At 42.5% G+C, this 22,112-nt stretch carries 18 protein-coding genes; 14 read left to right on the plus strand and 4 right to left on the minus strand.

All coding sequences use genetic code 11. From position 1 onward, the window contains the following. Positions 1-4: 4 nt before the first annotated feature. The 4 genes from hemE (at position 5) to GVN20_RS00690 (ending at position 3,777) form a co-directional block, all read left to right on the plus strand. On the plus strand, positions 5-1,027 hold the full coding sequence (gene hemE / locus GVN20_RS00675) for a uroporphyrinogen decarboxylase (protein WP_166556496.1): 1,023 nt from the start codon (positions 5-7) through the stop codon (positions 1,025-1,027). 19 nt (positions 1,028-1,046) lie between these two features. Continuing rightward, on the plus strand, positions 1,047-2,309 hold the full coding sequence (locus GVN20_RS00680; RefSeq protein ID WP_166556497.1) for a hypothetical protein: 1,263 nt from the start codon (positions 1,047-1,049) through the stop codon (positions 2,307-2,309). Further along, positions 2,282-3,070: a polyprenol monophosphomannose synthase gene (locus GVN20_RS00685; RefSeq protein ID WP_166556498.1), complete on the plus strand. Its 789-nt coding sequence runs from the start codon at positions 2,282-2,284 to the stop codon at positions 3,068-3,070. The genes GVN20_RS00680 and GVN20_RS00685 overlap by 28 nt, the downstream gene beginning before the upstream one ends. A 167-nt stretch (positions 3,071-3,237) precedes the next feature. Continuing rightward, positions 3,238-3,777 carry a YceI family protein gene (locus GVN20_RS00690; protein WP_166556499.1) on the plus strand — a complete coding sequence of 180 codons (540 nt, stop codon included), beginning with the start codon at positions 3,238-3,240 and terminating at the stop codon, positions 3,775-3,777. 81 nt (positions 3,778-3,858) lie between these two features. Here GVN20_RS00690 and GVN20_RS00695 read toward each other — a convergent pair whose 3' ends face one another. From GVN20_RS00695 to GVN20_RS00710, 4 genes are all read right to left on the minus strand, one after another. Further along, a complete protein-coding gene (locus tag GVN20_RS00695; RefSeq protein WP_166556500.1) occupies positions 3,859-4,887 on the minus strand; it encodes a lytic transglycosylase domain-containing protein in 1,029 nt (342 codons plus the stop codon). Positions 4,888-5,229: 342 nt separating this feature from the next. After that, complete coding sequence (locus GVN20_RS00700) at positions 5,230-6,720, minus strand: GH3 auxin-responsive promoter family protein (RefSeq protein WP_166556501.1); 1,491 nt, start codon at positions 6,718-6,720, stop codon at positions 5,230-5,232. A gap of 145 nt (positions 6,721-6,865) precedes the next feature. Beyond that, positions 6,866-9,337, minus strand: coding sequence for an OmpA family protein (locus GVN20_RS00705; RefSeq protein WP_166556502.1), 2,472 nt, complete (start codon positions 9,335-9,337; stop codon positions 6,866-6,868). A 63-nt stretch (positions 9,338-9,400) separates the two neighbouring features. Further along, positions 9,401-11,725, minus strand: coding sequence for a gliding motility-associated C-terminal domain-containing protein (locus GVN20_RS00710; protein WP_166556503.1), 2,325 nt, complete (start codon positions 11,723-11,725; stop codon positions 9,401-9,403). A gap of 149 nt (positions 11,726-11,874) precedes the next feature. Here GVN20_RS00710 and GVN20_RS00715 point away from each other — a divergent pair, with 149 nt between their 5' ends. The 10 genes from GVN20_RS00715 (at position 11,875) to aroC (ending at position 22,079) form a co-directional block, all read left to right on the plus strand. Next, on the plus strand, positions 11,875-12,702 hold the full coding sequence (locus GVN20_RS00715) for an NAD(P)-dependent oxidoreductase (protein WP_166556504.1): 828 nt from the start codon (positions 11,875-11,877) through the stop codon (positions 12,700-12,702). Positions 12,703-13,164: 462 nt separating this feature from the next. Next, on the plus strand, positions 13,165-13,998 hold the full coding sequence (locus GVN20_RS00720) for a MotA/TolQ/ExbB proton channel family protein (protein WP_166556505.1): 834 nt from the start codon (positions 13,165-13,167) through the stop codon (positions 13,996-13,998). A gap of 104 nt (positions 13,999-14,102) precedes the next feature. Then, positions 14,103-14,729: a biopolymer transporter ExbD gene (locus tag GVN20_RS00725; protein WP_166556506.1), complete on the plus strand. Its 627-nt coding sequence runs from the start codon at positions 14,103-14,105 to the stop codon at positions 14,727-14,729. Between the two features lie 33 nt (positions 14,730-14,762). After that, positions 14,763-15,332, plus strand: coding sequence for a biopolymer transporter ExbD (locus tag GVN20_RS00730; RefSeq protein WP_166556507.1), 570 nt, complete (start codon positions 14,763-14,765; stop codon positions 15,330-15,332). Between the two features lie 36 nt (positions 15,333-15,368). After that, positions 15,369-16,196 carry an energy transducer TonB gene (locus tag GVN20_RS00735; protein WP_166556508.1) on the plus strand — a complete coding sequence of 276 codons (828 nt, stop codon included), beginning with the start codon at positions 15,369-15,371 and terminating at the stop codon, positions 16,194-16,196. A 5-nt stretch (positions 16,197-16,201) separates the two neighbouring features. Beyond that, entirely contained in the window at positions 16,202-16,420 is a 219-nt protein-coding gene (locus GVN20_RS00740) for a hypothetical protein (RefSeq protein ID WP_166556509.1), read from the plus strand. Continuing rightward, a complete protein-coding gene (locus GVN20_RS00745; RefSeq protein ID WP_255455412.1) occupies positions 16,413-17,336 on the plus strand; it encodes a PstS family phosphate ABC transporter substrate-binding protein in 924 nt (307 codons plus the stop codon). The genes GVN20_RS00740 and GVN20_RS00745 overlap by 8 nt, the downstream gene beginning before the upstream one ends. 98 nt (positions 17,337-17,434) lie before the next feature. Next, complete coding sequence (locus GVN20_RS00750) at positions 17,435-19,195, plus strand: tetratricopeptide repeat protein (RefSeq protein ID WP_166556511.1); 1,761 nt, start codon at positions 17,435-17,437, stop codon at positions 19,193-19,195. 386 nt (positions 19,196-19,581) lie between these two features. After that, positions 19,582-20,997 carry a BatD family protein gene (locus GVN20_RS00755; protein WP_166556512.1) on the plus strand — a complete coding sequence of 472 codons (1,416 nt, stop codon included), beginning with the start codon at positions 19,582-19,584 and terminating at the stop codon, positions 20,995-20,997. Next, the gene (gene aroC, locus GVN20_RS00760) at positions 20,997-22,079 is read left to right on the plus strand and encodes a chorismate synthase (RefSeq protein WP_166556513.1); all 1,083 of its coding nucleotides are present in this window, start codon (positions 20,997-20,999) and stop codon (positions 22,077-22,079) included. Before GVN20_RS00755 ends, aroC begins: the two co-directional genes overlap by 1 nt. Positions 22,080-22,112 lie beyond the last annotated feature (33 nt).

Consider the following 22,112-nt stretch of genomic DNA (forward strand, 5'->3'; position numbering starts at 1 on the left):
CAGTATGGAATTATTACAAAATGACCTTCTCTTGCGGGCTGCGCGAGGAGAAAAAACCGAACGTGTACCTGTTTGGATGATGCGTCAGGCAGGACGAATATTGGCCGAATACCGCGCCGTACGCGAAAAAGCAGGTAGTTTTATTCAACTTGCCACTACGCCGGAACTTGCCGCCGAAGTCACTATTCAACCCGTAGATTTGCTGGGGGTAGATGCGGCGATTATTTTTTCCGATATTTTGGTGGTGCCCGAAGCGATGGGCTTACCCTACGAAATGGAAGAAAAACGCGGGCCGGTGTTTCCGAAGGTGGTGAAAACAATGGGCGAAATAGACCAATTGCGAATCGCTGACCCTGAAGCTGATTTAGGATATGTGCTGAAAGCCATTCGTATTGTAAAAAAAGAACTCAACGGCCGCGTGCCTTTGATTGGTTTTGCGGGTGCGCCATTTACCATCTTTTGCTACATGACGGAAGGCAAAGGTTCAAAAACGTTTTCAGTGGCCAAAAAAGCTCTCTATGCTGACCCTGAATTTTCGCATAAATTGCTCCAAAAAATCACAGACAGCACCATTCTGTACTTAAAAGCACAAATCGCAGCGGGGGCAAATCTGGTTCAAATCTTTGACTCGTGGGCGGGAATCTTATCGCCAACGCAGTATCGAGAGTATTCGTTGCCTTATATCAAACAAATTTGTGACGCAATCACCGAAGTCCCCGTCACAGTGTTTGCCAAGGGGGCCTTTTTTGCACGTAAGGAAATTGGCGAATTAAGCTGCGAAGTGGTAGGGCTGGACTGGAACATGGATATTGAGGAGTCGCGCCAGTTGATTCCCACCAAAACCTTACAGGGAAATCTTGACCCCTGCGTGCTTTATTCTTCTTTTAGTCAAATTGAAAAAGAAGTTCGAAAAATGCTGGATACCTTTGGTAATCAGCGTTATATTGCTAACTTAGGCCACGGAGTATATCCAGACACCGATCCTGAAAAGGTACGTTGTTTTATTAATGCTGTAAAATCGTACTGATTCCACTTAATTAATATGCATGAATTCAGCCCTGTTTAGAAAAACTATACTTGTATTTGTAGGGTTGTTTGTGTGTTTTGAGGTAGTGGTAACCCTTCGTAATTTCTCGGTGCATTTGGGGGACTTGCAGGTCTACTATGACCTTTCCCAAAACATAATTGTGTACGGGCTAGTGCCTTACCATGATTTTAAGCTGGAATACCCGCCATTGGCTATTCTTACCATGCTGTTTCCCCAATTGTTGTGTCAAATTGGGGAAACGGGTTTCTATGGCTTTATCGTTTTTTTTGCGCTGCAAAATATTGTTCTTGGCTTTTATACAGGGAGGATTGCTTGTAAAATAGCGAATACATTTTTAGAAGCGCCCAAAGTCCAGGAAATACATCTGATTTATTGGATTTTATGGGTAATCAGTCTGCCAATTTTTCTATTTAGGTATGACGCCTTTGTGGCGTTTTCTACGATTCTGGTCATTTATTACGTCGTAAAGCAGTCGCCAGTCGCTTCTGGTGTATGGCTGGCGGTTGGTATTCTTGCAAAACTATACCCAGTTATTTTTGTAGCGCCAATCGTTTTTTATTATTTTGTAAATAAGCAATACCGATTTCTAGCGCTTTTTTTAGGGGGAGTTTCGGTGATTTCGGTACTTACAATTGTAGCAATGTATTTTTGGGCGGGGGAGGATGTTGGGTCTTTCCTAAAATATCACCAATTAAGAGGTATTCAGCTTGAAAGTTTGGTAGGAGGGTGGCTGGTGCTTTGGAATAAAATAGGAGGAACACCGCTGCAAATAATCGCTAATTTTGGAGCTATTCATTTGGTTACTCCCCTGACTATCTCACTTTTGAAAGTATTATCTTGGGGATTTGCCATAGCGTATTTATTGGTTTTGGGGGTAATATACGCCTTTTTTCAGAAGCAAAATCGCGTTTCTACGGAGATGTTGCTGATTGCTTTTGGAGTAGTGTTACTTTTGTTTTTAGTAAGTAATAAAGTATTTTCTCCACAATACCTGATTTGGTTTTTGCCGATTGTCCCTTTTTTGCGTCCCACGATAATTTATTGTTTTGGGGTAGCGTTTATCTTAACAATAGCGATTTACCCAGGCTCCTATCATCGCATGGTCGAAATGAAATTGTTGTGGGTAGTAATGCTTAACGTACGAAATGGCCTGATATTTGTCATGTTGATGTTTGGTCTTTATTCGATGCCTTTTTTAAACAGATTTGATATTAATTTAAAACGAAAAAATATATGGGAATCTTCAAAGAGAATCTTGTAGTCATCCCTACCTATAATGAAATTGAAAATATTGAGGCTATTATCCGTAAGGTATTTAGTTTGTCTCTTCCTTTTGATATACTCGTTGTAGATGATGGTTCTCCTGATGGCACTGCGCTGAAAGTGAAAGAGCTTCAGCAGGAGTATTCTGGCCAATTGCACTTGCTTGAGCGCAAAGGTAAGCAGGGGCTTGGTACGGCTTATATTCACGGATTTCAGTGGGCATTTGGAGAGGGGTATCGTTATTTGTTTGAAATGGATGCCGATTTTTCCCATAATCCCGACGATTTGGTTCGTTTGTATACAGCCTGTGCAAAAGATGGAAATGATGTAGCGATTGGCTCTCGGTATATCAAAGGGGTAAATGTAGTCAACTGGCCAATGGGGCGCGTTTTGATGTCTTATTTTGCAGGGGTCTATGTTCGTTTCATTACGGGGATGGAAATTATGGACCCCACAGCGGGGTTTATTTGCTATAAACGTGAAGTGTTGCAGGGGATTGGTTTAAACGATATTCGATTTGTAGGCTATGCTTTTCAAATTGAGATGAAATTTAATACATGGAAATATGGCTATAAAATGACCGAAGTACCGATTATTTTTACAGACCGGACCAAGGGCGTTTCTAAAATGTCTACTAAGATTTTTAAAGAAGCGGTTTTGGGGGTACTATATTTAAAAATCAGAAGTTTTTTTAAGACTTACATTCCGCAAACAGAAGCCGAGGAAGCGCTCGTTCCCTCCGTCACAGAAATGATATAAATAAAGACCGACGGCAGTCGTTCCTCTCCGAAGTTGCTGGTAAGTAAACGCTTACTAGCAACTTTTTTTTGTTCAAAAAAAATATTTAAAAAATGTCTTGACATTTAATGTATATACATATAAATTTGCATCATCAATTTTGATTTACATAAAACTTACATAAGACAATGGCAACATTAAAAACTGCTTGGGTAGCTGACCCAACACACTCAGAAGTACAATTTAAAGTAAAGCACTTAGTAATTTCGACCGTAACGGGGAGCTTTAAGTCGTTTGAAGCATCTGCTGAAACGGATGGCGATAGTTTTGAAGGCGCCTCTATTAAGTTCAGTGCCGATGTCAACAGTATTGATACCAACATGGAACAGCGCGATGCCCACCTTAAAAGTGCCGATTTTTTTGATGCCGAAAATTTCCCTACGCTTTCGTTTGTATCTACCTCATTGACTAAAAAAAGTGGTGATGAATACGTTTTGACGGGCGATTTGACCATGAGGGGTGTTACTAAATCGGTAACCCTTTCTGCCGAGTACGGTGGACAAATGGTTGATTTTTATGGTAATACGAAAGTAGGATTTGAAATTGCGGGCAAGGTCAATCGTAAAGAATTTGGTTTAAACTGGGCGGCTGTCACTGAAGCGGGCGGAATTGTGGTAAGCGACGAAGTAAAACTGCACATCAATATCCAGTTGATTAAGCAAGCCTGATAGAATTAGAACTTCTGGTTCAAACAAAAAGCGTCATCTCGAAGAAGATGACGCTTTTTGTTTGAAAATACAACGTGCTAGCTAAACTAAACTGGAGTTTAAGTGAGGAGTACGTGCCACTCTGCTACGAGCCTCTGCCAGTAAGGCTTTCAGGTCGTTTCGTCGGCGAGTATTAACTCGGGGCGCTCTCCACCAGTACAGATTCGTTTTAGAGTCAGTACTTTGGGCAAACTCCAACTCGTCGATTGGCTCAGGAGGCGTGTAACGGAAAATCCCGTTTCGCTTAAACGATAACGAAATCAAATCGTCAAAACCTGTTAAAAGCCCTTCATCCAAGGTAGCGGTCGTTTCTTCGGTAAGAAACCCGTTTGTCTTAGGAGACTTTATTTTTATTTTTAATGGGGCAATCAAGCCCAGTGCCAGTCCGTGTTGTCGAATGAATTTTTGGAGAGTCATTTCCTCACTAATCACCGACTTATACAGTTCAGGACGGGTAAAAAGCTCCTTAGCGGCCAAAACTCGGTATAAATAACGGCGATTTTCGGCACTGATGCGAAGGTTGTAATAACTTGTTTTGCCGCGCGCTGACAAATACCGTTTCACTTTTGTAGGACCGGCATTGTAAGCAGCTGCTACCAACGACCACGAGCCGAGTTGACGATGAAGGTCTAAAAAGTACTGACAGGCAGCGTGGGTAGATTTGACCAGATTTTCGCGTTCATCCTTTGGGCCGTCAACAATGAGGCCCATCGCACGAGCTGTGTGGGGCATGAACTGCCAATAGCCATAAGCTCCTTTGTGGGAGATGGCCTTAGGGTTGAGCGCACTTTCTACTACACACAAGTACTTAAAATCCAGTGGAACTTGATATTGTTTTAAAATTGGGTCAATGACCTGAAAGAATTTCTGCGCTCTTGGCTTGATTTGATGCAGGGGCATACTCGCCGTATGGAGCAAAGCAGACTGAAAATACTTGAGTACTTGGCTTTCATAAACTGGGAGTGGCTCATTACAAAAGCGAATACATGAGGATTCATTGAAGCCCTCGGCTTCAGCTCCTAAACTTGACAACAAAAGCGTTGATAGAATGATACATTGTCTTCTTTTCAAAACGATTTTTGGTTAGTGAAACATTGCTAGGTATGCCTTTTAAGAAGGGTAAAGTACCTCGCTTTTCTGTAGCTGTAAAGCTACATTAACGTAAAGATACGTAAAAATTGTTCAATGTCCTAAAAATTTACCAATAGATTATCAGGCACTTGCAATATAGCGGTCTATATTTTATCGTAGTAAAATAATTATTTAACGGTAAAGATACAGAGCAAAAAACGGACCAAACTTGTACTTTTTGTAAATTTGTATTCGGAAGAAATCAACAAATAATTGATGGAATAAAACAGCTAAGCCGTCGCATACGACGGCTTAGACAATGAAGATTTAGAGAAAATTTTGTTAGCCTACGGATAGAAAATCAGCAATTTTTCGGTCATTAGCCAGGCGAGGAACTTTATTTTGTCCCCCTAATTTGCCTTGCGAGCGCATGTAGTCAATGAAGGCATTTTTTGCCAATTTTGTGATTTTTAAAGGCCGCAAAATGCTGCCCGACACGAGGTCGTCATAATAAACGTTTAACTCAGCGAGCCGGTGGTCGATGTCGAGCGAAAAACGCTCTATATCGTTGGGTGGGGTGGCAAATTCAATGAGCCATTCGTGGTAAGGGAGTCCCTCACTCGGGGTAACCATCGGAGCTACCGTAAACTCAACGACTTCGGTTTCGGGTTGTCGTTCCATGGCGTATTTAAGCGCTTTTTCTACTTCTTCACCAATGACGTGTTCGCCAAAAGCAGAAATAAAATGCTTGATGCGTCCCGTGACCAACAGACGATAGGGGTCTTTGGAAACAAATTTAACGGTGTCACCAATAGAATAGCCCCAAAGACCTGCGTTATTGTTGATAATGAGGGCGTAGTTTTTGCCTACTTCGACTTCTTCCAGCGACAACCGCGTTGGTTTCTGGTTGAAAAACTCTTCCGTAGGAATAAACTCGTAGAAAATACCAGTATCAGCCAGCAATAACAGCCCTTCCGCATACTGAGAATCTTGGTATGCTATAAAGCCCTCGGAGGCAGGATACATCTCAATAGAGTCTATTTTTTTTCCGATCGACTCATATAGCTTAGCCCGATAAGGTTCAAAATTGACCCCTCCATAAACGAAGAGTTGAAATTCGGGAAAAACATCTTTGATGGGTTTGCCAGTTCGGGCAATGATGCGATCAAAGTACATCTGTACCCACGGGGGAATCCCCGAAATGAGCGACATGGGCTGCGAAATGGTTTCGTCAATAATCCGTTCCAATTTTTCTTCCCATTCTTCGATGCAGTTGGTTTCGTAGCTTGGTAGTTGATTGGTACGCAGATAGGCAGGAACGTGATGATTAGAAATACCCGATAACCGCCCCGTAGGCACGCTTCCTTTGGTATCTAGCACTGGGCTGCCCGATAAGAAAATGAGTTTGTTGTCTAAAAATGCCCCTTTGCCAGTTTCATGAATATAGTTGAGCAGTGCGTCGCGGGCGGAATTGATATGATTGGAGATAGAGTCTTTGCTGATTGGGATGTATTTTGTGCCCGATGTGGTGCCCGATGTCTTAGCAAAATAGATAGGTTTTCCAGGCCATAGAATATTTTCCTGGCCGTCGATTATCTGTTGAATGTATCCTTTTAAGTCTTCATAATCCCGAATGGGAACGGCCTGCTTAAAATCTTCGTATGATGCCACATCCTTAAAAAAATGATCGCGCCCAAAGGCCGTGTTTGCGGCAGTTGAGACCAATTTTGTTCGCCATTGATTTTGAGTTGCTGGGGCATTATACATCCAGTTTTGCTGACTGTTAAAAATGTATTTTGCGAGCGGTTTGCTGAGAAAAGAGCGGAAGCCCATTGTTGAGTCTTTATGGTTTGGGGTCTTTGCAAAAATAAATACACGGACCGAAACCTCAAAAATAGGCGTTTTATGGATTACGCTCAATAAAAAAGAAAAAGAGGGTCCTAATCAGGGGCCCTCTTTTTAAATTAAAAACATTTATTTATCTGATTTCTAGTACTTTAAACTCAGTGCGTCGATTTCTCTGGTACTCAGCTTCCGTACAAATAACGCCATCTACGCAACCATTGACAGGGGTGCTCTCGCCCATTCCTGTGGGTTTAAGGCGATTTCGGCTAATGCCCTTCGAAACCATGTAATCTACAACCGCCTGCGCTCTTTTTTGAGAAAGTACCCGATTGAAGTTAGCATCGCCCCGACTGTCAGTATGGGAGAGGATTTCGGCTTGAAGAGAAGGATAACGTTTCATCGTAGCAACTACCTTTTCCAATTCACGAGCCGCGTCTGGACGAATTCCGTCTTTGCCTTGGTCGTAATAAATATTGTCAAGTTTGACAATGTCGCCCTTTTTCAAAAGGCCAATATCTTTGGAGAGCACTTTGGGCTCCGCTTTTTTGGGAACTCGGTTGATTTTAACCGTATTTGTTCCGTAGGTATCTTTGGAATAAATCAAAGTATAATCACATCCCTCCGCAATCTCAAAGTCATAACGACCGTCGGGGCCAGTGATAGATTCGTATATTTTTTTATCACATTCGTTTCGTAGCTTAACCAACACTCCCTCGATGGGTTGCCGGTCGGTTTCGGTGCGGACGATTCCCCTTACTCGAGAGTGCTTTAATTCAGAGACGTCGTCACGGATTGGTGTCTTGTTTGGTGCAGTTTCGGTAGTAGTCGAAGAAATAATATTGCTTACTGTGAAAGTCTCCATGCCGAGCTCTAAACGTGTTGGTTTATCGTCGGTCAAATAGCGGGTCGAAAAACCGATTGTGTTGTCCAAATAACCATTTTTAGAAATATTAAAGATAAAATCGTTGTTGGAGGCGAGGCATAAATGTGCCCAACCGTTGGCGTCTGTCTGCAACGGTTTGTCGGCTTCGGGGCTTTCTGATTTTGATTTAAGGGTGATGGTGGCACTGTCGAGAGGCTGCTGGGTTTGGTTATCAAAGACCCGTACAAGCAATTCACGACATTCATAAAGGGAACTCTCACGCGTGAAGCGATAAATATCGTCATCTCCTTCGCGGCGATTACTGCTTAAGTAACCTGTCGTTCGGGATGCATCAGTGATGAGCCCAAAATCGTCGGCTTTGGAGTTGATAGGCGCATCTAAATGAATCACTTCAATGACTTTTGTACCGTCTTTACTCAGTATTGCATAGTATAAATCCAAACCACCGTAGCCTCCTTTGCGGCCAGCAGTTGAGAAATACAGGTTTCCACGGGCGTCGACAAAAGGAAAGACTTCATCCTGTTTTGTATTTAGCTCTTTTCCTAAATTAATAGGGGTTGACCACTGTCCATTATTATACCTCGACACGTAGATATCTTTGCCTCCCATTCCTTGGGGCATATCTGAGACAAAATATAGTAGCGAGCCATCTTTGCTCAACGAAGGATGGGCGGTAGAATAATCGTTGCTGTTGAAGGAGAGTTCCTGCACATTGGTCCAGTCGCCATTTCCCCACTGTGCACTGTAGAGTTTGAGTTTGATATTATTATCTTCGCTTACTCCTTTTTGGCCTTCGTTAAAGTTATTGCGCGTAAAAATTATTTGGGAGCCGTCGGCCGAAAACGTGACTGGACCTTCGTGAAACCTTGTATTCAATTCCTTGCTAAACGGGAATGCTTTTCCTGATTTAGCCGTTGACTTTTGCCCTGTGGTTGATTCGTCATTCAAGCCATAGCCGCTGTAAGAGCCAAGGGTACGGGAATCATTGGAGGTATTTTTTGTGTATGAGTCGCTGCCAAGCTTTCTTGGCTGAGTGGGAGTGGGTATCCGGCGTGCATCTTTTATTTCAGCTTCGGTTCCATCAGCATTCAGCGTAGTCAAGGATTTGATTTCACTTTCTTTGTTAACAAAAAATAAATCTAAATACCCTTTTTCGGTAGATTCTGAAGAAACTGCCCCAGCGGCTTTCCCCGAAACAAAAACCAATCCATCTTTGTAATACATGGGACTGAACTCGGCGTTGGGGGTATTGATGGCAAGGTAGTCGAGACGATACGTAATGCGTTTCTTGGTAAAGTTTTCTGCTCCCTGATTTCTTTGAGTTTCGGCCAATTTACGGCTTTGATAGAGGTCATAATATTTTTCGGATTCCTGCATTTTACCATTATTGGCAAGCGCTTTTGCAAAATTCAAATAGTGGAAGGCGGGCAACTCACCTACGGAGCTTTCGCTGAGGATAGTTTTATAAAATTCTTCCGATTTTACGTGGTCTCCTAGATTGAAGTAAGATGAAGCTAAGTTCAATAGTACTTGTTGGCGCTGCGGAATAGGTAATAGATTTTGACTCAGTATCTCCTGATATAGAGCTACTGCTTTGGCATAAGCTTGGGTGTCGAAGTGCCGGTTGGCTTGCTGTAATAACGATTCTCTCCCTGGAGTTTGTGCCAGTGTAAAGGTGGAGAAAAGTAATGCCAAACAAAGATATTTAAGTTTAATTATCATGGGTATATGCTTTTAAGTCCCTTGCATATCAGCTAATTGAGATATTGTTTTAACGAACGGGTTTTAGCGATTTATTGTTAAAAACTTCGAAAATTCCCGTCCGTCACTTAATCTTATAATATAGAAATAAGTACCAGTAGGGATATTATTTTGGGAATCAATACCCCCGTTCCAATCATTTTTATAATCTTCGTTTCGGTACACTAAGCCACCCCATCGGTTATAAACTTCCAGCAAGGCGGTCAGGCCGATTGGTTTTTTTACGACAAAAAAATCGTTGATGCCATCTGAATTGGGCGAAAATCCTTCTGGAAAAAATAAGTCAAGTCCTGCATCTTTCAAGGTATTTAGCGCCACAACGGTAGGCACTGAATCGTCGGTTGGGTCTTCATTTTGATTAAGGTCAGGCCAATTTCCGTTGGTCGATTTGTCGTTACAAAAATTTCCATTGACATCCTGCGCCCTTGCATAAGCGGTATTGTAAAATAAACTATCTTTTGCATTGGCAGTATTGATAACGGCTTTGATGGTTACGCTATAAGTTTGTCCTGACAATAGAGAGCCTGAATCAGGGGCCAAGAGGTTGTAATGACCATTTTGCCCTGTGTAAGCGGTGTCAATGGTAAGTGCTGAAACAAAGTCAAGGGCCTTTACGATTGGTTTTCCTACAATAATTGCGCCATTTTTGAAAACTGTATCTAAACTGTCTAAGAGTTCAATTCGCTTAAGTTCATTCTTGCCCATGTTGACAATTTGAATAGTGTACTCAATTTCAAACAATTGTGCCGAAAGTTGTGACCATCCTTTTACTAATTTATTGATGCCAATAATTTCTTTGGTTGACGATGGCTCCGCCTTAATTTCCAATTCTTTTATATCCACACCTGCTTTACAGGGGCCTTCGCCATCAGGGTCGTTGCTAGAAAAATGAATGGACACCTTTCCTGCCTGACGGTCTTCTGGTGACGGGGTGTAAATCACCGATAGCCCAACCATCGTATTGAAGACTCCTGTGCCGTTGGTTTTCCATTGACCATGATCAGCGATGCCTCCAATTTTGCCTTCTAGTGAATAATTGCTGGCTGTCGTCAGCTCGGCTTTGACAATCGCAGCCGTTGCAGGGTTTGTACTGCAAAGCGGCAAGGCATTTTGACAGGCATTGATTATTGTTTTAACAGGGGTTGCTTCACTGTAACAACCTTCTTTGCTTCGAGCAAACAAGTAGAAGGTGCGACTTTCGGCAATAGCTCCTACTTCTGCGACCAAAGGCGAAGTGGGAGAATCGCCTGTATGGGCCTCATGGTAAACCCCTGTCGCTGCTTTTACTATAATAGCAGAAGATAAATCAACGGTTGTGTAAGGGCATTCATTCTTTAATTCCTGTATTGCTTGCGGTTGGGCTGGAGTGGACTCTTTGGTATATATTATAATAGGTGAAGAGAAATTGCTTTGGCAGGTGCCTTGAACACAAACGGCTGAATAGGTTGTTGTTTCGGTTGGAGAGACAGTGATGGTTTGCCCTTCCATTTTCGTGTTCCATTTGACGATTCCCGAACACCCTTCGGCCGTAATTGTGAGACTTTCACCAACGCAAACAGCACTTTTAGTGGATGTTAAGACGGGTGGTTGGGGAGGTGCAACTTGAATGGTGAGGGTACTTTTGACAGGCTCGCATCCGTCGGTTTCGCAACGGGCCCAGTATTCAGTGGTATGGTTGGGTTTGACCGTAATGGTGCTCCCCGTTTCCATTGTTGACCATTTTACTTGTCCTGCACAGTTGCCAGTGGCCGATAAAATAGTGCTTTGTCCTTCACAAATAGTAGATTGAGATGCCTTTAACCTTAAAGGTTCACCTCCCATAACCGCAATAATGATATCATCTGCAAAACAACTGACGCATCCTTCGGTACGACATGTAGCAGTGTATTTAGTAGTTGCTACTGGATAAATAATAATTTCTTTCCCCACCATCCCATTAGACCAAATCACCTCACCAGAGCATCCTTTCGTGGTTAATTTAACAGAATCGCCGAAACAGAGTTTGGTTTTTGTAGCCTCAACAACTGGAGTAGCGGGGGTGGAGACCGTAATGGCTAGCTCATTTGAGGCTTTGCTTTTACACACTCCTTTTAGACACACCGCTTGGAATGTCGTCGTTTGAGTCGGATAAACAGTGAGGGTTGCTCCCGTCTTTTTAGTTGACCATTCAACAGTTCCATCGCATCCCGTAGCCTTTAACACTACCGGTTGCCCTGCACAACTGACTTGTTTTTGACAACTGATAGAGGGCGCGGCTAAACTATCACAGTTTTCCTGCGCGGTTGCGGAGGAGTGGTAACTAAACAGGACAGCTATTACAACCAAATATGATGCCGAGCGTAATTTCATACATTGATTTTTAGACTCAATCTAGCAATTATATTTTTTCTATAATTGAGGTCACTTACCTTCGTGTAAACATTAGTTTAAACTTAAATCATAAATCGTGCCAATAGTACTTTCATAATTGCGTTAAAACCCTTACTATTTACGGAAACATGAACCATTTTCAAGGAAAAACGGCCTTTATTACGGGCGCCAGCCGAGGTATTGGATTAGCAATTGGACTGCGTTTGGCGCAGGAGGGAGCCAATGTCGTCATTGCGGCCAAAACGACCGAACCCCACCCCAAGTTGCCTGGGACCATCTACACGGCTGCGGCGGAAATTGAGGCTGCCGGCGGCAAAGCCTTGCCCTTAATCGTGGATGTTCGAGAAGAGCAACAGGTATATGACGCAGTGGAAGAAGCTGTAAAGGTTTTTGGCGGAATTGATATTTTAGTCAATAACGCCAGCGCTATTCAGTTGACTCCCACCCTAATGACTGATATGAAGCGTTATGATTTAATGCATCAAATCAACACCCGAGGCACATTTCTTACGAGCAAAGCCTGTTTGCCCTATCTACTCAAAGCAGACAATCCCCATGTATTGAACCTGTCGCCGCCGCTCAATATGGAGGCTCGTTGGTTTGCTCCTCATGTAGCCTATACCATGGCCAAATTCGGTATGAGCATGTGTGTCTTGGGGATGGCGGCAGAGTTTCGAAAACAAGGCGTGGCTTTCAATGCATTGTGGCCCAAAACCGCCATCGCAACGGCCGCAGTTCGGAATCTTTTGGGCGGAGAACAGTCCATTCAAAGATGCCGGAAACCAGAAATTATGGCTGATGCAGCCCATGCAATTTTGAGCAAACACAGCCGCGAGTGTACAGGCAATTTTTTCATTGATGAAGAAGTTTTGCGTGAAAGTGGAATCACAAATTTCGACATGTACAAGTACACAGAAGTGAATGACAGCGAACTGTTGCCAGATTTTTTTATTTAATTTCAACTAGCAAAATCTCCTTTTGGGTTCGGCCCTCAAAGGAATTTTTCTGGTTTTTTTGGTGAGGAAGGAAATTTATATAGAGTAAAATATGATTTCCAATTACTTTGGAATAAGCTTTTGAAATTGTACCTGATATTATTGTCAAACTAAGTATTTTGCTTGATAATACAGCAGTTACGTTGGAGGAGGCAATTGGTAAAACGTACTTAGAAAGATGAAATCTTTTGTATAATGGATGGTTGAAAGAGAAAGATTTTAAAAAAGTTTAAAAAAACTAACCATCAGATTGACAGTTTTTTTTCTGAAATCTTATAGCTTTGTACCGCATTTTTTATAAGTATTTTAAGAAATCACCAACAAAAATTTTCTTGGTTAAAGCATTAACCGTTTAAAATTTTCGTTTTCTTTACAGCGCAAACACTTAAACTATTTTTCAATTAAACCCTAAAAGTAAGTCTGATGGAAAAGAAGGCTACATCTCCCGCACCGGCCAAGGCGGCCGCTCCCAAAAAATCAGCTGGTGGTCTTAACCCCATTCTGGTCATTCCTGTATTGTTGGTTATCGCTTACCTCGTTTATCAGTATATCTGCGGTGACCCTAGTCACTTTGTAGATGGAGACCACGAAAAAGGACCAAAATCTGGCGATTATTTCGGTATCGTTTATGAAGGGGGACCTATCGTACCATTGTTGTTTACCTGTTTCTTAACGGTATTAGTTTTCTCAATTGAGCGTTTCTTTATTCTTGGCCGTGCCAATGGTTCAGGTTCAATTGATGAGTTTGTTCGCAAAGTGAAAAGCCTTCTTGACAAAAATGAAATTGAAGCGGCTATCAAAGAGTGTGACAAGCAAAAAGGTTCAGTTGGTAACGTTGTAAAAACAGCGCTTCACAAGTTCATTGAACTTCGTACAGAAACCGAACTGACAAAAGATCAAAAATTGGCGGCTCTTCAGAAAGAAGTTGAAGAAGCAACCAGCCTTGAGTTGCCTATGCTTGAGAAAAACTTGACCATTATCGCAACCTTGGCGTCTGTTTCTACCTTGACGGCTCTTCTTGGAACGGTATTGGGTATGATTCGTGCGTTTGCCGCTATGGGTAACACTGGTGCTCCTGATACTGGTGCTCTTGCAACAGGTATCTCGGAAGCACTTGTAAACACGGCTCTCGGTATCGGTACTGCGGCTATTGCTACAATCATGTACAGCTACTTTACAAGCCGTATTGATACGTTGACTTACAAAATTGACGAAATCGGTTTGAGCATCCAGCAAAATTTCTCAGCTCATAACTAAGAGTTGGCAGGGTAAATGTTATATATAGAAAAATTATATATAAATATTTGCTTTGTATTTGTTCGTGTTCTACATTTGTATTGTCAATTTAAAACGAAAGTAATATGCCTGCTCTAAAACCCAAGCGGAATTATCCGATGATGGACATGACGGCGATGTGTGACGTAGCCTTTCTGCTGCTGACCTTCTTTATCTTGACGGCTCAGTTCAAAGCACAAGATGCGGCAACCATCGAAACGCCCTCGTCTATATCGGCTATAAAAGTTCCCGATAAGGACATTATGATTATTAGCATAGGCAAAGACGGAAAAGTTTATTTTGGAGTGGATAATCAGCAAACGCGCCTTGCTATGCTCGATAATATCACCCAAACGGAAGGAGTACAATTTACTGACAAACAGAAAAAAGTATTTTCTCTTCAAGCTAACTTTGGTGTTCCAATCCGCTCTTTACCTCAGTGGCTTAACGTAGGGGTGACTAATCCTGATAAAATGAAGGATGTGCCACAACCTGGTATTCCAACGGACTCAACCGCACAAAACGAGTTGGCTAAGTGGATTTATCAGGCACGCCGTGCCAATCCCCAACTTCGTATCGCTATCAAAGGTGATAACGTTTCTAAGTTTGCTGTATTTAAAGATGTAATGGGCTCACTACAAGCACAAAACATCAACAAGTTTAACTTGATTACAGGAACTGAGGCCCCCCCCGCTGGCTGGAAAGCAGAATAATTAACCAAACCACTATTAAAACTCTTTTAAGAAATGGCAGATATAGCACAAGGTGGTGGTGGCGGACACGGTGATAAGAAAGTCCGCAGTAAAAAAGCCTCTACACGCGTAGATATGACCCCGATGGTGGACTTGGGCTTCCTGCTCATTACGTTCTTCATCTTGGCTACTACGCTCAGCAAGCCTTCTTCGATGTCATTGGCGGTGCCCGATAAGCAAAACAAAGACACTCCTCAAGAAACGGAGCCTCTAAAAGCTTCCAAAGTATTGACTTTGTTTTTGGGGAAAGACAATACCGTATGGGCACTTGATCGGATTGCGGCTGACGACGACAAAGCCAAAACTGATTTGAAGAAAGTCTCTTTCGGTCCTGATTTGCGCACGTTGATTTTTCAATCACAGGCACAGGTAGATCGTGAACACGGAAAAGATGATAAAGGCTTAAGTCAATTTGTAGTCGTTATTAAGCCTTTAAAGAGTAGTACCTACAAAAATATGGTAGACGCTCTGGATGAGATGGCGGTAACTAGAAGTAAACGTTACGCCCTCGTAGATGCACTTACGACCGCTGAGAAAGAACTTTTAGGCGATAAAGTAGAATAATTGTATCTTATTTTATTAAAAAAATAACCAAACGCAATGGCTGAAAATAAAGCATCCGCGGCAACTCTCGACGATATTATCTTCGAGAACCGCAATAAAGCGTATGGTGCGTATGACCTGAGAAAAGTATACCGTCCAACGCTGACCAAATCCATGTTTATTGGTATCGGTCTGTTTGTACTGGCGATGCTTTCTCCGGCCCTCATCAGTCTGATTCCGCAGAAAGAAGAAGAACAATTCATGTCGGAAATTGACTTGATGAAGATTCCGCCACCGCCAATCGACCCCAACGAGCCACCTCCGCCGCCACCTCCGCCAATTGAGGTGCCCAAAGTGGCTACCATCAAATTTCTTCCTCCTGAAGTGAAGAAAGATGAAGAAGTACCAGAAGAAACGCCACCACCAGTGGTGGAAGAACTTGAAAAAGCAGTAGTTGCTGACAAAACACAGGAAGGTGATGAGAATGCCCAAGAAGCAATTATCGCCCCTGAAGAAACCGCTCCTGTAAAAGAAGAGGTAAAAGTTGTGGAAGCCGCTCCTGTTGAAGAACAAGTTTTCCAAGTCGTAGAGCAAAACCCAGAATTCCCAGGTGGGATGGCTGCATTAGGGCAGTATTTGCAGAAAACGCTCAAATACCCTGCTGCTGCTTCCCGTGCCAACGTATCTGGAAGAGTATTTTTAACATTCGTTGTAAATACGGATGGTAGTATTCAGGATATTGCAGTACTCAAAGGTTTGGGATTCGGTTGCGACGAAGAAGCTATGCGAGTTGTAAAAGGTATGCCTAAATGGAAGCCAGGAAAACAATCTGGCCGTAACGTGCGGGTAAAATACAACTTACCAATCAGTTTTGTATTGGAATAAGTAGCATGAAGCGTAAACCATTTTACCGGCAACTTTCGTCGATGCTTTCGATGAGTATAGGGCTGGCATATTTCGGAGGAGGCCTCTTTTTGGTGGCCTCCTCTGCTACTTTTGGGATGTTACCTTCCGGATTAATCAGGTACCTATTTGGGGGAATGCTGGTTGTGTATGGTGGATATCGATTTTATCGTGGATATGTTCAGTACCAAAATGAAGATGTTTAGAGCCTCATTATTTATACTTTCTGTACTTTGGGCAGTTTCCTGCAAGAGGCCAGAAGATTCAACGTCTCACGGCCGGGTTACTATTACTGCGGATGAGTCTCTCCAACCCATGCTTGATCAGGTGTATCAGGCTTATGAGCATACCTTTCCAGAAACGCATTTTGATGTTCGGTATCTCCCTGAACATCAAGCGGCTGCTTTTATGTTGAAAGACAGCGCTCGTCTGGCATTTGTGACCCGTGAGTTCACGTCCGAAGAACAGAAAGTTTTTAAGTCTAAAGGAATAAAATACAATCCTCAACACATTGCCACGGATGGGGTGGCTTTGTTAATAAATCGTTCTAATCCCGATACACTGATTACGCTAGAGCAAATATCAGGGGTATTTAAAGGAACAATCAAAACATGGGGGCAGCTTGGAAGGGCTAATCATGCAGAGGATATTGTTCTGGTATTTGACAATGCCAATTCGAGTAACCTTAATTTTATCATGAAAAAATTTGGCCTGTCGGATGTGAAAGGACTTAATATTTTTTCGGCAGGTTCCAACAAAAAAGTCATAGAATATGTAAAGCAACACCCCAATGCTTTAGGGTTTATTGGGGTAAGTTGGATAAGTGATGGAGAGGCGCCACTTACGGCCGAACTTTCTCAAGGGCTGCGCGTAATGGGAGTAGCTGAGAAACCAAATCCTGCCAAAGAAGATTATTATCAGCCTTTTCAGGATGATTTAAAGTGGAGAAGATACCCGCTGCATCGGAAAGTGTACGTTATAAGTCGTGAGATGCACTCGGGCTTAGGCAGTGGATTGGTCAATTATATTATGCGGGATGTGGGGAGTTTAGTTATTGAAAAGTGCGGTCTGTGGCCGGCAAAACCATTTAATCGGGAAGTAATTTTAAAGAAAGAAATATAAAATTTTTCGGTTATCTAACAATTTCATAGTTTTGTTACCCGTTGTTTGAGTCATTTAAACTTTTTTTTATATCACCTCCATTTTCAACCTACTGAAAGATGAACATTAGATTCAAATCGTGGTTGGTAGCGTTTGCAGCAAGTGCGTTTGTCTACAGTCAGACTTCTGCTCAAGACATCGCCACCGGTCTAAAGCAATTGGACGGCAACCAGGCTTGCTTGGCGAAAGAAACATTTGAGAAGTTGGCCACTGCCACCCCTTCTGCCGACAACCAGTTCTACTTAGGCTACTACTACCTCCGCACCAAGCAGCCTGATCTCGCAAAAGCTGCATTTGAAAAAGGCTTAGCCGCAGACCCCAAGAGCAAAGAAAACCTCAATAAGGTAGGAATGGGAGCTGTTGCTTTGGCCCAAGGTGACCGTACAGGCGCCCAAACGATTTTTGCCGAAGTGCTAAAGGCAACCAAAAACAAGAATGTAAATGTACTGCAACGTATCAGCGAAGCGTACACTGGCTATGTGGTGATAGATTCAATGAAACCTATCTACAAAACAACTGACCCAGCCAAGGCGGTAGAATTAGCTGATATTGCGATTGCATTGATGCTGAAAGGCGGAGATAAAAATCAGGAAGTTTACATGGCCAAGGGAGATGCATTTTACATTAAAGGCGAAGCAGGACCTGCGGTGTCGGCTTATGAAGATGCCATTAATGTCACTCCAGGCTTAGGAAAAGCTTTCGCTAAAGTGGCTAAAATTTATTGGGGTGGCCGCAATTACGAATTGGCCCAAACCAACTTTAAAAAAGCAATTGAGGTAGACCCCAATTATGCACCTGCCAACAAAGAATACGCTGAACTGTACTTCTACGTTCGTCAATATAAGCAAGCATCTCGTTACATGGACGCTTACATAGAAAAGATTGCGGCGTGTGCTTCAGATGATGAAGTGTTGCGTAGTGCGCAGTTTAACTTCGTAGCGGAGGAGTTCTCAAAAGTAAACTCGAAAATTGCGAAAGTAATGAGCAGTGGCCGCACCAGCGATGTGCTGTATCGTATGATGGGATGGGCCGCGTACAAAGAAAATCAGTATGAGAAAGCCATCGAAAACCTGAATAAGTTTTTGAAACAGGCACCACAAAAAGCAATTGATAACGATTATCGCTACCTTGGAAATGCGATGTTGCGTGTTTCTCCAGCGGATACCGCTGCCGCCGTGGCGAATTTGGAGAAAGCAGCAGAAATGGACACCGTTGATAACGGTTACAAAGAAATTGCCGCGTTTTACAATGCTGCCAAGGATTACGAAAAAGCGATTGTTTACTACAAGAAAGTAATTGCTCGCGAAAAAACGCCAGGCTTACAAGATTATGTAAACCTCTCTTTGCCTTTGTATAACGTTGCCAACAGAACCTTTGCTTCGGGGCCTGACTCTCTTGCTTTGCGTGAGAAAAAGCGTAACTACTTCTTAGCGGCAGATTCATTGTATATAAAAATGATTGAGCGTAAGCCAGATTATCTATACGCTCACGGCCAACGGGCAAAAGCTAATTACTTTGCCTACACCCGTGAAGAAGCGATGACAAATGGTATTGCGATTCCGCTCATGGAAAACTATATCAAGCTTGCTTCGGCCGTTCCAATGGACGATGCTATAAAGGCCAACTTCAAGTTGTTTTACCAAGTGCTTGGGGCATACAGTGTGATTACGCTTAAGGATGAAGCCAAAGCGAAGGAATGGTTTACTAAATTGTTGGAGATTGATCCAGGCAATAAAGTAGCGAATGACTTCCTGAACCCGCCAGCACCAGAGCAGCCTGCTCAACCAGCAGCTAAGCCTCCAGTGAAGAAAAAAGCATAAAAACATTATGTATAAAAAAAGCCTCTCGTGTCGATCACGAGGGGCTTTTTTGTAGCGCTTAAAAAATTAAAGAGCCAATTGTTGTCTACTAAAATACTGATTTAATACAACGTGGTATTTTTCATTAAAATGTTCATAACACCACGTTTTAAGCCGTTTTACATCTTCAGGCAACAGCACCTTCAGCGCCTTTCGTAACTCTTTTTCAAACAGCTTTTTGTCAAAACTTACTTTCACAAGCACAGTCTTAATAAACTCTAACATAGTCGCCATAGTAGATTCATAATTTTAAAGAAATGGATAAGAGGATGGACCTTTGGTAAATTAACGAACTGGGTGTAGGTATTATGTCGTACGAGTCTGTTAATTTTGCATTAAATATAACGATGAAAAAAGAAAACAGATATATACTTTTTTTGATTTTTTTTTGGACTATATCCATAGCTCAATCTCAAGTGCCTGAAAACCCCTTTGAGATTGAATTTAGCGGTACAAAAATTAACGTACAGGAGCCTTTTACCATCTCAGTTAAAGTAACGGGACTTGAACAAGTACCATTGATTTCATTCCCTGACAATATCAAAAATTTTCAAAAACGAGAAAGTTCGCGGTCAAGTCTTACAAATCAGGTGGGTGGGAAAACGATTGTGACATACACCATTTCACAGAATTATTATCCGATAAAAACGGGGACGTTTACAATAGGTTCACTTGAAATTTTAGTAAATAAGCAAATCCTGCGCTCAGAAGGGACTACAGTGACGGTTGAATCTGCCACTGAGGAAGAAACAGAAGAAATCTCTCAAGAATCGGCTGAAATAAGTGCAGAATTGGAAAAAGAGGCTTCACAAGGAGTGTTTTTAGCGGTTAGTGTAGATAAAAAGCGGGTATATGTGCAACAGGGTTTTAACTTGCGACTTTCCTTGCTCGTTTCTGAGAACAATGCCGCAGAAATGGATTTCTACGAAGTAGAAAAGCAGCTGGAAAAAGTCCTCAAACTACTCAAGCCAGCCAATTGTTGGGAAGAAAATTTCGGTATTCAGGAAATTCCTGATATTCCGATAACTATTAATGGAAAACGATTTACTGAGTATCGGATTTATCAGGCTTCCTTTTTTCCTCTAAATAACCAATCTATTAGACTTCCTTCGGTGGGTTGGATGATGAAAATGATAACAAAGTCGGAAGAAGGAAAAGATGTGATAGAATTAAAAACCTATACCTCTAAACCGCTCACGATTGAAGTAATGAGTCTTCCGCCTCACCCGCTACGAAATCAGGTCATCGTTGGAAATTTTAGATTAGAAGAAAAAATTAACAGCAGTCAACTTAAGACTGGAAATAGTTATCGGTATAATTTTAGCATAGTGGGCGAAGGAAATATTCAATCTATTCGTGAACCAACATTTACGAATATGGCATTATTTGATGTATACCCGCCTGATATTGAAAATAACATAGTGCGACAAAAAAACAGGATTGCTGGTGCAAAAACGCTTCAGTATCAGGTGATTCCAAAACAAAGTGGTAATTATTCGTTAAACAATTTGGTATTTTGGGTCTATTTTAACCCTCAGAAGCAAAAATACGATACGCTGCATTCAACGCTGAATCTGACGATTGTTGGAGAAAATGTTCAGAATACGCAATTGTTGACTTCGGATGCCGAGTCGGTTTATACGGGCATTGAGCAATGGGACAGTATGAAACCAGTGGTTGATTACCAGACCATTATTCGCAATATTGCCAACATCTTAATTGTAATAATGTTGATTGTAATGATTTTTATGTTTAGAAAATAATGAGCAGTACGTACGGAAAAATATTTAAAATAGCCACCTTCGGCGAATCACACGGCGCCGCCATTGGGGTAGTTGTAGAAGGATGTCCTGCGGGCGTAACGTTTGATTTGGCGTTTATTCAGCAAGAGCTAGATCGTCGCAAACCTGGCCAATCGCGCATTACAACCCAACGCCGCGAAGCTGATACGGTGCAGGTTTTGTCAGGGGTGTTTGAAGAAAAAACAACGGGTACGCCCATCTCAATGGTGATTTGGAACGAAGACCAGCGCAGCAAGGATTATTCACACATTGCTGATCAATATCGGCCGTCACACGCGGATTTTACCTATCAAACCAAGTATGGTGTTCGGGATTATCGGGGAGGAGGGCGTAGTTCTGCCCGCGAAACGGCGGCCAGGGTGGCTGCGGGAGCCTTAGCAAAATTAGTACTTGCTGACCTCGGTGTAACGGTCCAGGGGTATGTTTCGCAGGTTGGAAAGTTGAAATTGGATAAAGAATATCACGAACTTGACCTATCGCTGACCGACTCTAACGCCGTTCGTTGTCCCGATCCAGTGATGGCGCAATCAATGTTTGACTACATTGACGCTATTCGTAAGGAAGGCGATTCCATCGGTGGTATTGTAAGCTGCGTACTCAAAGGTGTTCCAGTAGGATGGGGCGAGCCCGTATTTGATAAACTTCATGCGGAGCTTGGGAAAGCAATGCTCAGTATCAATGCTGTTAAAGGATTTGAATACGGCAGTGGGTTTGCGGGCGTGGAATTGCTGGGTTCTGAACACAACGACGCTTTTTATACCGACGAGGACGGCAGAGTACGTACCCGTACCAATCATTCAGGAGGGATTCAGGGCGGAATTTCCAACGGTGAAGATATTTTCTTTAACGTGGCTTTTAAGCCCGTAGCGACCATCATGCAGGAGCAAGAAAGTGTAAACCGTGAAGGAGAGAAAATTTTGGTACAGGGCAAGGGAAGGCACGACCCGTGCGTGTTGCCAAGAGCCGTCCCAATCGTGGAAGCTATGGCCGCGCTGGTCTTGGTAGATTTCTACCTGAGAGATAGGACAATCCGGCATAAATAGTTTGACTTTAGCCGTATCTTTGCTAAATTTGTT

Origin of the sequence: Runella sp. CRIBMP, from assembly GCF_009905605.1 — a bacterium.
In the GTDB taxonomy this organism is placed as follows: Bacteria; Bacteroidota; Bacteroidia; order Cytophagales; family Spirosomataceae; genus Runella.

What these genes read in the sequence shown, in the direction of transcription:
- GVN20_RS00740 (WP_166556509.1), top strand. Translation starts at nt 16,202, where the DNA reads ATGAAGCGTAAACCATTTTACCGGCAACTTTCGTCGATGCTTTCGATG.
- GVN20_RS00735 (WP_166556508.1), top strand. Translation starts at nt 15,369, where the DNA reads ATGGCTGAAAATAAAGCATCCGCGGCAACTCTCGACGATATTATCTTC.
- hemE (WP_166556496.1), top strand. Translation starts at nt 5, where the DNA reads ATGGAATTATTACAAAATGACCTTCTCTTGCGGGCTGCGCGAGGAGAA.
- GVN20_RS00725 (WP_166556506.1), top strand. Translation starts at nt 14,103, where the DNA reads ATGCCTGCTCTAAAACCCAAGCGGAATTATCCGATGATGGACATGACG.
- GVN20_RS00730 (WP_166556507.1), top strand. Translation starts at nt 14,763, where the DNA reads ATGGCAGATATAGCACAAGGTGGTGGTGGCGGACACGGTGATAAGAAA.
- GVN20_RS00705 (WP_166556502.1), bottom strand. Translation starts at nt 9,337, where the DNA reads ATGATAATTAAACTTAAATATCTTTGTTTGGCATTACTTTTCTCCACC.
- GVN20_RS00745 (WP_255455412.1), top strand. Translation starts at nt 16,413, where the DNA reads ATGTTTAGAGCCTCATTATTTATACTTTCTGTACTTTGGGCAGTTTCC.
- GVN20_RS00755 (WP_166556512.1), top strand. Translation starts at nt 19,582, where the DNA reads ATGAAAAAAGAAAACAGATATATACTTTTTTTGATTTTTTTTTGGACT.
- GVN20_RS00680 (WP_166556497.1), top strand. Translation starts at nt 1,047, where the DNA reads ATGAATTCAGCCCTGTTTAGAAAAACTATACTTGTATTTGTAGGGTTG.
- GVN20_RS00690 (WP_166556499.1), top strand. Translation starts at nt 3,238, where the DNA reads ATGGCAACATTAAAAACTGCTTGGGTAGCTGACCCAACACACTCAGAA.
- GVN20_RS00715 (WP_166556504.1), top strand. Translation starts at nt 11,875, where the DNA reads ATGAACCATTTTCAAGGAAAAACGGCCTTTATTACGGGCGCCAGCCGA.
- GVN20_RS00685 (WP_166556498.1), top strand. Translation starts at nt 2,282, where the DNA reads ATGGGAATCTTCAAAGAGAATCTTGTAGTCATCCCTACCTATAATGAA.
- GVN20_RS00720 (WP_166556505.1), top strand. Translation starts at nt 13,165, where the DNA reads ATGGAAAAGAAGGCTACATCTCCCGCACCGGCCAAGGCGGCCGCTCCC.
- GVN20_RS00750 (WP_166556511.1), top strand. Translation starts at nt 17,435, where the DNA reads ATGAACATTAGATTCAAATCGTGGTTGGTAGCGTTTGCAGCAAGTGCG.
- GVN20_RS00710 (WP_166556503.1), bottom strand. Translation starts at nt 11,725, where the DNA reads ATGAAATTACGCTCGGCATCATATTTGGTTGTAATAGCTGTCCTGTTT.
- GVN20_RS00700 (WP_166556501.1), bottom strand. Translation starts at nt 6,720, where the DNA reads ATGGGCTTCCGCTCTTTTCTCAGCAAACCGCTCGCAAAATACATTTTT.
- aroC (WP_166556513.1), top strand. Translation starts at nt 20,997, where the DNA reads ATGAGCAGTACGTACGGAAAAATATTTAAAATAGCCACCTTCGGCGAA.